Below are 14,059 nucleotides of genomic sequence, written 5' to 3'. Positions count from 1 at the left end.
CGGGGTGAAATCGTGCGAAGTACAAAGATCGTATGTACGGTCGGACCAAGAACAGACAGCTATGAAATGATAGAAAAGATGATAGACCTTGGAGTGAACGTCTTCAGAATAAACACCTCACATGGTGACTGGAACGAGCAGGAACAGAAAATACTCAAAATAAAAGATCTGAGAGAGAAAAAGAAAAAACCCGTAGCCATTCTGATCGATCTTGCGGGGCCGAAGATCAGAACCGGATACCTCGAAAAAGAGTTTGTGGAATTAAAAGAAGGCCAGATCTTCACTCTCACCACAAAGGAAATACTTGGAAACGAACACATAGTCTCGGTGAATCTCAGCTCTCTTCCAAAGGACGTGAAGAAAGGAGACACCATTCTGCTGAGCGATGGAGAGATAGTGCTTGAGGTAATTGAAACAACCGATACAGAAGTGAAAACAGTGGTGAAAGTCGGTGGAAAGATCACACACAGGAGAGGTGTGAACGTACCGACGGCCGATCTTTCGGTGGAATCCATAACGGACAGAGACAGAGAATTCATAAAACTCGGAACGTTGCATGACGTTGAATTTTTCGCTCTTTCTTTTGTGAGAAAGCCAGAGGACGTGCTCAAGGCAAAAGAAGAGATCAGAAAACACGGAAAGGAAATACCTGTAATCTCCAAAATAGAAACGAAAAAGGCTCTGGAGCGTCTCGAGGAGATAATAAAGGTGAGCGATGGAATCATGGTCGCACGCGGTGACCTGGGAGTGGAGATACCCATAGAAGAAGTCCCCATCGTTCAGAAAGAAATCATCAAACTCTCCAAGTACTACTCCAAACCAGTCATAGTCGCAACTCAGATACTCGAATCGATGATAGAAAATCCGTTCCCCACGAGGGCAGAGGTCACCGACATAGCCAACGCCATCTTCGATGGAGCGGACGCCCTGCTCCTCACAGCGGAAACAGCGGTTGGAAAACATCCCCTGGAAGCCATAAAGGTGCTGAGTAAAGTAGCAAAAGAAGCCGAAAAAAAACTGGAATTTTTCAGAACGATAGAATACGATACCAGCGACATATCTGAGGCTATATCACACGCCTGCTGGCAGCTCTCTGAATCTCTGAACGCGAAGCTGATCATCACACCTACCATATCCGGGAGTACCGCTGTTCGTGTTTCAAAGTACAACGTTTCTCAACCCATTGTGGCCCTGACACCAGAAGAGAAAACCTACTACAGACTTTCTCTCGTGAGGAAGGTGATACCCGTTCTCGCTGAAAAATGTTCCCAGGAATTAGAGTTTATCGAAAAAGGGCTGAAGAAAGTAGAAGAAATGGGTTTGGCAGAAAAAGGGGATCTGGTGGTTCTCACTTCCGGCGTTCCAGGAAAGGTGGGAACGACAAACACCATAAGGGTGTTGAAGGTGGATTGAGGGGGGATCGCTATGAAGATCACCTGGTTTGGACACGCATGCTTCGCCCTGGAGATGGAAGGAAAAACGATCGTTACAGATCCTTTCGATGAGAGTGTGGGATATCCCATACCAAACGTAACCGCTGATGTTGTAACGGAAAGTCATCAGCATTTCGATCACAACGCTCACCATCTTGTGAAGGGAAACTTCCGTGTGATAGACAGACCCGGTGCTTACACCGTGAACGGTGTGAAAATAAAAGGTGTGGAGACCTTTCACGACCCATCGCATGGAAGAGAAAGGGGCAAAAACATCGTCTTCGTATTCGAAGGGGAAGGCATAAAAGTATGCCACCTGGGAGACCTTGGACACGTGCTTACCCCCGCTCAGGTAGAAGAAATAGGTGAGATCGATGTCCTGCTGGTACCCGTCGGTGGAACTTACACCATTGGGCCAAAGGAGGCAAAGGAAGTAGCGGATTTGCTGAACGCGAAAGTCATCATTCCGATGCACTACAAGACGAAGTACCTGAAATTCAATCTCCTGCCCGTTGATGATTTTTTGAAACTCTTCGATTCGTACGAACGTGTGGGAAACATCCTCGAGCTCTTTGAAAAGCCGAAAGAAAGAAAAGTAGTCGTCATGGAGGTGCAGTGATGATAAAGGTGCTGATAGACGAAGAGACTCTCAAGAAGAGAATCAAGGAACTGGCACGGGAAATAGAAGAGTACTACCTGGGTAAAACAGACACCATACACGCTGTATGCATCTTGAAGGGATCCATACACTTCTTCAGCGACCTCATGTTGAACATAAGGAAACTGAACGTCAAATACTCTTTCATTCATGTCTCGAGCTATCAGGGTACCTCTTCAACGGGAAAGATTAGAGTGAAATCCTGGATCGATGAATCGATACACGATGAATACGTGCTCCTTGTGGAAGACATCGTTGACACCGGTCTCACCTTGCAGCACATAGTCCGATACCTGAAAAAATACAATCCAAGAGATTTCAGGATAGTGAGTCTCATAGAAAAAACCGTCCACGATCATGGAATTCCTCTGGACTTCGTGGGATTCAGAGTGGATGATAAATTCCTGGTTGGTTACGGTCTCGACATCGATGAAAAATACCGAAACCTTCCCTACATAGGCTATGTGGAATAAGGGGTTCGTGCTTGTCTTCGCCCTCATCGTTTTGATGATGGTGTCTTTTGTTGTGTTCCAGATACTTTACATCCTCTCTTTTCTTGTGGGGTGAAGCGTTGCCGACACTGTTAGAAGAATTCCTCAACGAAGTCGAGAAAATGCTCAAGAATCAGGTGAACACACGGAGAATTCACCAGCTCCTGAAGGAGCTGGATGATCCTTTACTGGAAAACAAAGACCTCGAGGAGAAACTTCAAGCTTTTCTTGACTACGTGAAAGAAATTCCCAACCTTCCGGAAGCAAGAAAAAGGTACAGAATCCAGAAATCTCTGGAAATGATAGAAAAGCTGAGAAGCTGGTTTCTCATAGACTATTTGGAATGTTCTGGAGAAGAAGTCGATCTCTCAACGGATATCCAGTACGCAAAAGGAGTGGGACCCAACAGAAAGAAGAAACTAAAAAAACTCGGAATAGAAACGCTGAGAGACCTCCTCGAGTTCTTCCCGAGGGATTACGAAGACAGAAGAAAGATCTTCAAACTGAACGATCTCCTTCCCGGTGAAAAGGTGACAACCCAGGGAAAGATCGTGAGCGTTGAGACAAAAAAATTCCAGAACATGAACATCTTGACTGCCGTTCTGTCTGACGGTTTGGTGCACGTTCCCTTGAAATGGTTCAACCAGGACTACCTCCAGACCTATCTGAAACAGCTCACTGGAAAAGAAGTTTTCGTGACCGGCACCGTGAAATCGAACGCGTACACGGGCCAGTACGAAATCCACAACGCCGAGGTAACACCGAAAGAGGGAGAATATGTAAGAAGGATACTTCCCATATACCGTTTGACCTCGGGAATTTCACAAAAACAAATGAGAAAGATCTTCGAGGAAAACATCCCATCGCTCTGCTGTTCGTTGAAAGAAACCCTTCCAGAAAGGATTCTTGAGAAGAGAAAACTGCTTGGTGTGAAAGACGCGTACTACGGCATGCACTTTCCCAAAACCTTCTATCACCTCGAAAAGGCCCGAGAGAGACTGGCTTACGAAGAACTCTTCGTACTTCAGTTGGCTTTCCAGAAGATCAGAAAAGAGCGGGAAAAGCACGGAGGGATTCCAAAGAAAATAGAAGGAAAACTCGCAGAGGAGTTTATAAAGTCCCTTCCCTTCAAGCTGACAAATGCTCAAAAAAGAGCCCACCAGGAGATAAGAAACGATATGATCTCTGAAAAACCGATGAACAGGCTTCTTCAAGGAGATGTGGGTTCTGGAAAGACCGTCGTGGCACAGCTTGCCATACTCGACAACTACGAAGCGGGTTTCCAGACGGCCTTCATGGTGCCAACCTCGATCCTCGCGATCCAGCACTACAGAAGAACCGTCGAGAGTTTTTCGAAGTTCAACATCCACGTGGCACTCCTCATAGGAGCAACCACGCCCTCAGAGAAGGAGAAAATAAAATCCGGCCTCAGGAACGGTCAGATAGATGTGGTGATAGGAACACACGCACTGATACAGGAAGACGTTCATTTCAAGAACCTGGGACTGGTCATAATCGACGAACAGCACCGCTTCGGTGTGAAGCAAAGAGAAGCCCTCATGAACAAGGGAAAAATGGTGGACACACTGGTGATGAGTGCCACTCCCATTCCCAGAAGCATGGCCCTTGCCTTCTACGGGGACCTCGATGTCACAGTGATAGACGAGATGCCTCCTGGAAGGAAAGAAGTGCAGACCATGCTCGTTCCAATGGATAGAGTGAACGAAGTCTACGAGTTCGTGAGGCAAGAAGTGATGAGGGGAGGACAGGCTTTCATCGTTTATCCGCTCATCGAAGAGTCGGACAAACTGAACGTGAAGTCCGCTGTGGAGATGTACGAATACCTCTCGAAAGAAGTCTTCCCGGAGTTCAAACTGGGTCTCATGCACGGACGGCTTTCTCAGGAAGAAAAGGACAGAGTCATGTTAGAGTTCGCCGAAGGAAGGTACGACATCCTCGTTTCCACAACGGTTATAGAAGTCGGGATAGACGTTCCGAGAGCGAACGTGATGGTGATAGAAAACCCAGAGAGGTTTGGCCTCGCCCAGCTCCACCAGCTTCGTGGAAGAGTGGGAAGGGGAGGTCAGGAGGCTTACTGCTTCCTCGTTGTTGGAGACGTGGGAGAGGAGGCAATGGAGAGGCTGAGATTCTTCACACTCAACACAGATGGGTTCAAAATAGCCGAGTACGACCTGAAAACGAGGGGCCCTGGAGAGTTCTTCGGTGTGAAACAGCACGGTTTGAGCGGCTTCAAAGTGGCCGATCTATACAGAGATCTGAAACTCTTGGAGTGGGCAAGAGAAGACGTTCAGGAAATCGACGTGGAAGGAATAGAACTCCCGGAAGAGATAAAACTCATCGAAGTAGGTTGAGGAGCCTTTCGATCACCATCTTTTCCAGCCTGAACAATTTCTCATCAGTGAAATCTATGGCTTTCTCTTTCAGCTTCACTTCGTCGAGTATCTTTGAAGGCCTTCCCGATAGGAGAAAGATCCTTTCCGACAGAAAAACAGCCTCCTTCACGTTGTGTGTCACAAAAACGATGGAGAACCTCCTCTTCTGCCATAAATCAACCAGCAAATCCATCACCTTCATCTTTGTCTTCAAGTCCAGTGCGTCGAAAGGTTCGTCGAGAAGGAGAAGATCAGGATCCACAAGGAGTGCCCTCACAAAGTTTACCCTCTGTTTCATTCCCTCGCTGAGTTGCCATGGATAGTGATTTTCAAAACCTTTCAGCTCCACTTTCTCGAGAAGGGATGCTATTCTGTCTGTATCTCTTCTGATCAACATCAAATTCTCCGTTATCGTTTTCCACGGAATCAGCCTGGGTTCCTGAAACACGTATCCGATTTTATCCGTGAAAACCTTCACCTTTCCCTGATAGTCTTCAAGACCTGATACAATCCTCAAAAAGGTTGTTTTTCCACAGCCAGACGGCCCAAGAAGAGCCACCCTTTCACCCTTACCAACTGAAAAACCCCAGTTTTCTATCACCTTAACACCGTTGAAGTCTTTCCTCAATCCTTCTACCTTCAGGATAACCTCCACTTCTTCCACACTCTCCTTGCGAGAACCTTCACAGATCTTTCAAAAGATATCCCCAGAACCACTGTGAAAATGGTGAGTGCGTACACCCGAGGAACGTCCACGTACTGCCGTGCCCAGGATATCAGAACTCCCAGTCCACTGTCACCGCAAAGGTACTCCCCCATAACAACCGCTTTCCACACGTTTCCAGAAGACACCTCCAGAATCGAGAGAACGAAGGGCCAGATCGAACCAAGATACACCTCCTTCAAAATCATCCTCCGCGGCACCCTGTAGACCTTCATCACTTCCAACAGCTTTCTGTCCACGCTTCTTACCCCGGAAACCGTTGTGAAAATGGCAACTGGAATGAGGGAAAGGGAAGAGATGACGACAGGACCCTGCCAGCCTATTCCCCAGAGAAAGATCACAACGACGAGCCAGGAAACAACGGGTACCGCCTGCACCACCGTGACCAAAGGACGTAGAAATTCGTACACCCTGTCGCTGATACCCATGAAGAAACCAACGGGAAGTCCCACAGCGATGACGATGAAAGTGGAAACGAGGCCCTTCAAGAGTGTGCTCAAAAGGGCCTCGAAGGTTTCACGATTCAACATTTTAATAAAGACTTTGAAGGTTTCCACAGGACCCGGCAATATGAGAGAAGATGGGAAAAGAAAGTGCAAAAGGTACCACGCTATCAGAACAAGAAGTATTCCAAAAACCGCTCTCATTTCCAGTAGAATCCTTCGTCTGGTATCTTTTCAAACCCTTCGGGATAGAGTTCGTTCAGCTTTTTCAGAAAGGTCTCGACTTCCTCTCTGCATTTTTCAACAGGTACATATTCGAACTCTATTCTCTCCAGTGACGATTTCAGAATCTTTGCGGGAATACCCAATTTTTCAGAAGAAAGTTGAACGGTTTCATCGAGATTTTCTTTCATCCACCTGATAGAATCTATGAGGGCTTTCTCTACTTTTTCAACGGTTTCTTTGTCCACACCTTCCCTCACGAACAGACCGGCAATCGGAATCCTTCCGGGTACTCCCAGTTCCTTTCCCCACTCTTTCTGAAAATCTAGAACCACTTTTCCCCTGTCAAGACACATGGAAACGAATGGTTCGGGAAGAGCCGCGTACTTCACCTTTCCTGATTTGAAGAGTGCGACTATTTCCTGGGGAGGTGCGTAGAGTATCTTCACATCTCTGTCGAGAGTGAGTCCTGCTTTTGATAAAAAGTACCTCATCAGAACATCCACCGTCTGTCCTCTTCCGTGAGGTGTGTAAACTTCCTGCCCTCGAAGACTCTCCCATCCATCAAAGGTAGCATCATCAGATGCAACAAGATAGAACACCTTCCACTCGTGTACACCCACGAGTTTTATCCTTACTCCCTTTCCGTATAGATTCGCACCAACGGTCACGGGAAGAACAGCGAAATCAACCTCTTTTGAAACTATCTTCGCAACCGCTTCCTCTGGATTTTTCCAGATTTCGATCTTCACATCCGTCGGTATCTTCCCGTCCATGATAGGAACAACAGGAATCAACGCGGGCCCGAGGGGATTCAAAAGTGTTTCTCCGAAAAGAATGGATATCGTCAGGAGCAAAACCACGATCGTTACTTTCTTCATCTAATCACCTCCTGAAAAAGAAAGGGAGGGTTTCCCCTCCCTGTTTATTTTACCGCAAGTCTTTTCTTCCTTGATCTGTCTTCGTAGTAGGTGTGAAGCAGCTCGTGAGCTTTGTGACTGAGCGGATGTTCGAGGTACTCTTCGTACAGCTTCTTTATGGCAGGGTTCTCGTGGGACTTCCTCAGAGTCATTCTCTCGTCGATGGTGTAGATGGCTTCCGCCCTCTTTCTGAGGATCTCTGGATCCCTGCTGTAGGGCTGGCCTCCTCCACCGATACATCCGCCGGGACACGCCATCACTTCAACGAAATGATACTTCACTTCTCTTCTCAGAATCTTCTCCACCAGATTTCTCACGTTGGCTGTACCGTGAACCACAGCGATCCTTATCTTTTTGCCATCCAGATCTATTTCGGCTTCCCTGACACCTTTGAGTCCTCTCACCTCTTCAAAAACGATCTTCGGTAGTGCCTTTCCCGTTTTGAGTTCGTACGCAGTTCTCAAAGCAGCCTCCATCACACCGCCTGTAACGCCAAAGAGTGCCGCCGCTCCCGTAGAGATTCCAAGCGGTGCGTCGTATTCTTCCTCTGGAAGGTTTGCAAACGGTATCTTCTTCATCCTTATGAGCTTCCCAAGTTCCCTTGTGGTGAGAACAACATCCACCGCTGGAACACCGTTCACCATGAGCTGTTTTCTCAGAGCCTCGTCCTTCTTCGCGGTACAGGGCATGATGGACACGTGGAAAATGTCTTCCGGTTTCACTCCGAGTTTCTCCGCGAAGTAGGTCTTCACCATAGCGGAGAGCATTCCCTGTGGAGACTTGGCAGAGGAAAGCCTCGTTCTGAGTTCGGGATAGACCTTTTCCACAAGGTTCACCCAACCAGGACAACAAGAAGTGAACATGGGGAGGTCTTCAAGGTCGCCTTTTTCGAGTCTTTCGAGAAATTCACTTCCTTCTTCCATTATGGTGAGGTCTGCCCCAAAGTTCGTGTCGAAGACGTAATCGAAACCGAGTCTTCTGAGGGCAGCAACCATCTGGCCAGTAGAAATGGTACCGGGAGCGTATCCAAATTCTTCGCCAATCGCCACTCTCACTGAAGGTGCAGTTTGAACAACGAGGATCTTTTCCTTCTTCTCCAGTTCCTCCAGAACAACCTTTACCGCCGAATTTTCGACTATAGCACCCGTTGGACAGAACGCAGCACACTGACCACAACCTATACAATCTGTTTCATAAACAGGCATGTCGAAAGGAGTGCCGGGATAAGTTCTGTGGCCCCTCTCCACCATAGAGTAGATGTGCATTCCCTGAAGTTCGGAACATGCTCTAACACAGCGCTGGCATTTGATACATTTGGAAAGATCTCTGACTATAGCAGGGCTGCTCCTGTCGACCAACCCTTCTTTAGTACCGTATCCGAAAATGGGTTCCACATCGTACTTGTAGATCAGATCCTGGAACTCACACCTTCCATTCGCTTCACACGTCATACAATCGTTGGGATGTTCAGAGAGAAGAAGCGCGAGGTTGAACTTCCTGGCTGTTTTTACCCTGTCAGAGGAGGTCTTTATCACCATACCATCTCTCACTTTTGTCACACACGCAGGTTGAAGATTCCTCGCTCCTTCCACCTCAACGACACAGACTCTACACGCACCTATTGATTCCCCGAGTCTTGGATGGTGACACAAAGCAGGAATTTCTATTCCCGCCTTTTCACAGGCTTCAATGACCGTCAAGTTGTCAGGTACCGTGAGCGTTCTACCATTTATAACAACCGTCACGTCCGCCAAGGCAAAGCACCTCCTCACAGAATTGGTTTCACCATTTTGTGATAAATTTCTCAAATTATTTTTAAAAAACCTCCTCATTGGGATATATTACCACAACTACTCGGAAGTTTTTCTATGCTTCAAGGAACTGATACTTTCTGAAATGGCCCGCGCTCTTTTTTCTCCTATTCCCTCGACTTTCTTCAAGTCCTCAACAGAAGCTTTGCTGATCTGATCGAGTGTTTTGAACATTCTGACCACGTTGTATCCTATGCTGAGCGGAATCCTCGCCACTGTTTTAAGGAGTCTGTAGCCTCTTGCGGAAACAAGTACATCGTCCAACTGTGCGGCTTGCTGCACATCGTATCCCAAAACTCTGGAAATCGAAATGGGAGACGGTTCTCTCCTTGTGATGAAATCCTGCAAGATATTTTGAGCCGTTTCTTCTTCCACCTCTTCGGAAGAGTAATCCATTATGAGAAGAACCAGAAGGTCGTCCACGTCTTCCGTCAACTCCCTGAGCTGCATCCTTGCGAGTCTTCCTTCCTCACCGAGCTCTACTATGTAGGGTCTTATCTCCTCTACTATCCTCAAAAGCTCGAACCCTTTTGCCAGTGTCCTCACCACGTCAGCGAGAGTGACTCTGTTCTCCAGTTCCAGAACTTCAAGTTCCGAAAGAAGTTTGTTGAAATTGTCCTTGTATTTTTCCAGAGTGCTGATCGCCTGCGTCACTTTCGATATGAGAAAATCCACCTGGTTCACAACGTACTTGTAATTTTTATAGTAGAGTGAGATGATATTCCTCCTTCTTGAAACTGCTATCACGACTTTTCCCGTTTGTTTCGCCAGCCTTTCTGCCGTTCTGTGTCTTGTACCGGTTTCTCCCGTTGGTATCGTAGGATCCGGCACAAGATGAACATTCGCGTAGTATATCTTTGTGATATCCTCAGAAAGAACTATCGCACCATCCATTTTTGAAAGCTCGTACAGTTTCTCCGCCGAGAAATCGGTGTCCAGCCAGAATCCCCCTTGGATAACATCTTCGTATTTTTTTGGATCATCAACAAGAAAAATAAGCGCACCAAAGTTGGCATTGATTATGTCATCCAGTGCTTTTCTCAACTCCGTTCCCGGTGATATGAGTTTTATCTTTTCAATCAGCTCCTGGGGTACCAAGGATTTCACCCCCAATTATAGAGACGGCCTCTTTGAGGTCACGCACCTCAAAAACTCCTTTTTGCTCTTCTTCGATCGGAGGAACTATTATCCTTCCAGAACTCTTCAAAGAGTTCAATCTTCTATTAATATTGTAAACCTTCCTCACCCTTCCATCCAAACCAATTTCGCCAACGGCCGCCGTGTTGTGCAGGGAAACTTCCAGATAGGAAGACACAATGGAAAGCGCTATCGCAAGATCCGCTGCGGGATCCGTTACTCTGAGTCCCCCTACAACGTTGACATAAACATCGTGTGTTTCTATGGGAAGCTTCAGATATTTACTGATCACGGCAATCAAAAGCATCACTCTGTTCACATCTACGCCTTTACACACCCTCTTGGGAGAGAACGTTCTGTTCTTGGAGACGAGTGCCTGTATCTGCACAACAAAGGGCTTCGTGCCTTCAAAAACACACGTGAGGACATTTCCTGGAAGATCCGCATCTCCTTCAGTAAAGGAAGGATTCTCCACCTGGACGAAACCGTTTTCTTTGAGCTCAAAGACCGCCACTTCGTCGGAAGGTCCGAATCTGTTCTTTGTAATCTTCAAGAGTCTCAATCCTGTACGTCTGTCCCCTTCAAAATACGCCACGGTGTCCACCATGTGTTCCACCAGTTTCGGTCCTGCTATTTCCCCTTCTTTCGTCACATGTCCCACCAGGAGAACTGGCACACCTCTTCTCTTCGCGAAGTCGATCGTTTTCATCGTCACGTTTTTTACCTGAGAGATGCTTCCAGGACTGCTTCCAAGATCCGAAGAAAAAACCGTTTGAATAGAGTCAACCACCATAAAACTCACTCTTTTGTTTTGTAGAGAAGATATTATTTCATCGATGTCGTTCTCCAAGGTCAAAAGGATGTCCTTTTTCCTCTTCAACAGAAGCCTGTCCGCCCTCAATTTCAACTGCTGAGGGGATTCTTCACCGGAAACGTAAACAACCAGTCCTCTTTCAGCGAACCTTTCAGCGATTTGAAGCGCTATCGTGCTCTTTCCTATCCCGGGTTCACCGGAGAGCAGGATCACCTGTCCGGGGACAATTCCTCCCCTGAAAGCCCTGTCCAGTTCTGAAAAGCCAGTGGATAGCCTTTCAAGGGAAATTTCTCCAGCGTCTTCTAAATTTAAAAACAGGGAGGGGCTCCCCTCCCTGTTTTTTCTTCTTTGAACCTCTTCTGCTGTATCGTATTCACCGCACTGAGGGCACCTTCCGAACCATTTTGGAGAAACGTAGCCGCAGTTGGAACAGACGAACTTCTTCACTGGACCACCTTCTCCTTCTTTTCACCCTTTCTGGTGAATCGAAGAGCATCTTTGCGAGCCCTACAGACGATCGTATCTCCTTCGTTGAACTTGCCTCTCAGGATCTCCTCAGAGAGAGGATCTTCCACGTATCTTTGTATGGCCCTCTTCAGAGGTCTTGCTCCGTACACCGGATCGAATCCTTTTTCGACCAGGAACTCTTTTGCACTCTTTGTCAGTACAAGCTTCATGTTCTTCTCCGAGAGTCTCTTTCTGAGGTCTCTCAAGAGTATGTCGATGATCTGTTCGATGTGTTCCTTCTTCAACGGATGGAATATGATCGTTTCATCGATCCTGTTCAGGAACTCAGGTCTGAACGTTCTTTTCACCTCTTCCAGAACGAGATCCTTTATTTTCTCGAATTCCTTCTCTTCGTTGTTGTCACCCACAAACCCAAGAGTTCTCTTGGATTTGTTGATGTAAGAGCTTCCGATGTTGCTGGTCATGATGATGATCGTGTTCCTGAAATCAACTTCACGTCCCTGGGAATCCGTGAGTCTTCCATCGTCCATTATCTGGAGCAGTATGTTGAACACGTCCGGATGTGCTTTCTCTATTTCGTCGAACAGGATCACCGAGAACGGTCTTCTTCTCACTTTTTCCGTGAGAGTACCTCCCTCTTCGTAACCCACATATCCTGGAGGTGCTCCTATGAGCCTCGAAACGGAGAACCTCTCCATGTATTCGCTCATGTCGAACCTGATGAGGGCCCTTTCATCCCCGAACAGGTACTCTGCGAGCGCCTTTGCAAGCTCTGTCTTTCCAACACCCGTTGGACCGAGGAACAGGAACACACCTATCGGCCTTCTTGGATCCTTCAAACCGCTTCTTGCTCTTCTTATGGCCCTGGCTACAGCTTTTATGGCTTCGTCCTGAGCAACGATTCTCTGGTGGAGAGCCTCTTCGAGATTGAGAAGCTTTTCGACTTCTGTTTCCTCGATCTTTCTGAGAGGAACACCCGTCCAGGAAGACACCACTTCAGCCACGTCGTCTACATCCACCTTTACCACAGCTGTTTCTGCGCGTCTTCTCCACTCTGCGTACCTTTTTCTGTATTCCGCCTCCAGCTCCATCTCTTCTTCTTTCAGTTGTGCAGCCTTTTCGTAATCCTGGTTCAGAACAGCGAGCTCCTTATCGCTTCTTATTCTTTCCAGTTCTAGCTTCATATCCTTCAGTTCTGGAGGAAGCACGAACACCTTCAATCTCGCTCTGGCACCTGCCTCGTCTATCACATCGATCGCCTTGTCAGGTAGATAGTGATCGGTTATGTATCTCTTGGAAAGGTAAACGGCCGCCTCCAGAGCCTTGTCGGTATAAATCACTTTATGATGCGCTTCGTATTTTCTCTTCAAACCTTTCAATATTTCGAGCGTTTCTTCCTCAGTTGGTTCTTTCACATATATCTTCTGAAACCTTCTCTCCAGAGCCGCATCCTTTTCAATGTACCTTCTGTATTCGTCCGGTGTGGTGGCACCTATACAGCTTATCTCTCCACGTGCGAGAGCAGGCTTCAAAATGTTCGCAGCATCGATTGCTCCCTCAGCCGATCCAGCACCAACTATGGTGTGTATCTCGTCTATGAAGAGGATAATGTTCTTATCCTTGGTCACGATCTGAAGGAGCTTCTTCATCCTCTTTTCGAATTCACCTCTGTATTTGGTTCCCGCAACCAGCGCTGCCACGTCAAGAGAGAAGATCACCTTGTTTTTCAAGATCTCGGGCACATCTCCAGCGACTATCCTCTGAGCCAGACCTTCGACTATCGCTGTCTTTCCAACTCCAGGATCTCCTATGAGAACAGGATTGTTTTTCTTCCTTCTGACGAGGACCTGCATCACTCTCTCTATTTCTTCTTCTCTTCCAATAACTGGGTCGAGTTCTTTCTTAGCTGCAAGTTCTGTGAGATTCACACCGAAGCCTTCAAGTTGCTTCACGCTTCTGTAAGTGTAATCCTCCTCTTCCTCATACTCCAGATTTTTGTTCGAGGAGTAGGAGTAGATATCTATGATCTCTCTTCTCAGAGTAGCGATATCTACTCCGAGTTTCCTCAGAATGTGTATTGCAATCCCTTCTCCCTCTCTCAGAATACCAAGGAGAAGATGCTCCGGGTTTATCTTGTCACTTCCAAGAATCTTCGCCTCTTCGTATGCGAGTTCAGTCACTCTTTTGGCTCTTGGAGTCATCTGAGGAGAAGGGACAAAGCCTCTCATCCCCATGCCAACCATGGAGATGATCTCGGATCTCACCTTGGAGTACGAGGCTCCCATTTCTTCCAGGAGTTCGACGGCCGGGCTTCTATCTACTTTTAGAATTGCAAGCAGAAGGTGCTCCGTTCCGACGTACGAATGCCCGAGTTCTTTTGCCTCCTCCTGGGCTGTTACAAATATCTGAGCTGTCTTCTCCGAGAACTTATCAAACATAGTATCACCTCCGGGTCTTCCAATTTCATTATATCACCCTTATGGACATAACATCTTTCAGAAATGTTCAAAGTTCTCTCAGAAGTAAAGCAAAAGGTAACAATTAG

The 14,059-nt window shown here is 47.1% G+C and carries 11 protein-coding genes; 4 read left to right on the top strand and 7 right to left on the bottom strand.

From position 1 onward, the window contains the following. The first annotated feature begins 12 nt into the window (after positions 1-12). From pyk to recG, 4 genes are all read left to right on the top strand, one after another. Positions 13-1,413: a pyruvate kinase gene (pyk, locus tag TM_RS01080; protein WP_008193903.1), complete on the top strand. Its 1,401-nt coding sequence runs from the start codon at positions 13-15 to the stop codon at positions 1,411-1,413. Positions 1,414-1,425: 12 nt separating this feature from the next. Further along, positions 1,426-2,052: an MBL fold metallo-hydrolase gene (locus tag TM_RS01075; protein WP_004082876.1), complete on the top strand. Its 627-nt coding sequence runs from the start codon at positions 1,426-1,428 to the stop codon at positions 2,050-2,052. Next, positions 2,052-2,564, top strand: coding sequence for a hypoxanthine phosphoribosyltransferase (hpt, locus tag TM_RS01070; RefSeq protein WP_004082875.1), 513 nt, complete (start codon positions 2,052-2,054; stop codon positions 2,562-2,564). Before TM_RS01075 ends, hpt begins: the two co-directional genes overlap by 1 nt. Positions 2,565-2,662: 98 nt before the next feature. Continuing rightward, positions 2,663-4,954, top strand: a complete 2,292-nt coding sequence (gene recG, locus TM_RS01065; protein WP_008193905.1) for an ATP-dependent DNA helicase RecG — start codon at positions 2,663-2,665, stop codon at positions 4,952-4,954. On the opposite strand, the gene TM_RS01060 is transcribed toward recG, so the two are convergent. The 7 genes from TM_RS01060 to TM_RS01030 all read right to left on the bottom strand — a co-directional run bounded on the left by TM_RS01060 (position 4,938) and on the right by TM_RS01030 (position 13,952). After that, complete coding sequence (locus TM_RS01060) at positions 4,938-5,630, bottom strand: ABC transporter ATP-binding protein (protein WP_004082871.1); 693 nt, start codon at positions 5,628-5,630, stop codon at positions 4,938-4,940. The two genes, recG and TM_RS01060, sit on opposite strands and share 17 nt — an antisense overlap. Then, positions 5,615-6,346 (bottom strand): ABC transporter permease, encoded by a 732-nt coding sequence (locus tag TM_RS01055; protein WP_004082869.1) that lies wholly within the window; start codon positions 6,344-6,346, stop codon positions 5,615-5,617. The genes TM_RS01060 and TM_RS01055 overlap by 16 nt, the downstream gene beginning before the upstream one ends. Next, positions 6,343-7,245 (bottom strand): ABC transporter substrate-binding protein, encoded by a 903-nt coding sequence (locus TM_RS01050; protein WP_004082867.1) that lies wholly within the window; start codon positions 7,243-7,245, stop codon positions 6,343-6,345. Before TM_RS01050 ends, TM_RS01055 begins: the two co-directional genes overlap by 4 nt. Before the next feature lie 44 nt (positions 7,246-7,289). Further along, complete coding sequence (locus TM_RS01045) at positions 7,290-9,038, bottom strand: NADH-dependent [FeFe] hydrogenase, group A6 (RefSeq protein ID WP_004082865.1); 1,749 nt, start codon at positions 9,036-9,038, stop codon at positions 7,290-7,292. 96 nt (positions 9,039-9,134) lie between these two features. After that, on the bottom strand, positions 9,135-10,193 hold the full coding sequence (disA, locus tag TM_RS01040) for a DNA integrity scanning diadenylate cyclase DisA (RefSeq protein ID WP_004082863.1): 1,059 nt from the start codon (positions 10,191-10,193) through the stop codon (positions 9,135-9,137). Beyond that, entirely contained in the window at positions 10,171-11,493 is a 1,323-nt protein-coding gene (gene radA / locus TM_RS01035) for a DNA repair protein RadA (protein ID WP_004082860.1), read from the bottom strand. The genes disA and radA overlap by 23 nt, the downstream gene beginning before the upstream one ends. Further along, positions 11,490-13,952, bottom strand: a complete 2,463-nt coding sequence (locus tag TM_RS01030) for an ATP-dependent Clp protease ATP-binding subunit (protein ID WP_004082850.1) — start codon at positions 13,950-13,952, stop codon at positions 11,490-11,492. Before TM_RS01030 ends, radA begins: the two co-directional genes overlap by 4 nt. Between the last annotated feature and the right edge of the window lie 107 nt (positions 13,953-14,059).

Source organism: Thermotoga maritima MSB8, from assembly GCF_000008545.1.
Classification (GTDB): domain Bacteria; phylum Thermotogota; class Thermotogae; order Thermotogales; family Thermotogaceae; genus Thermotoga; species Thermotoga maritima.
This window is presented reverse-complemented; position numbering and strand designations above follow the sequence as displayed.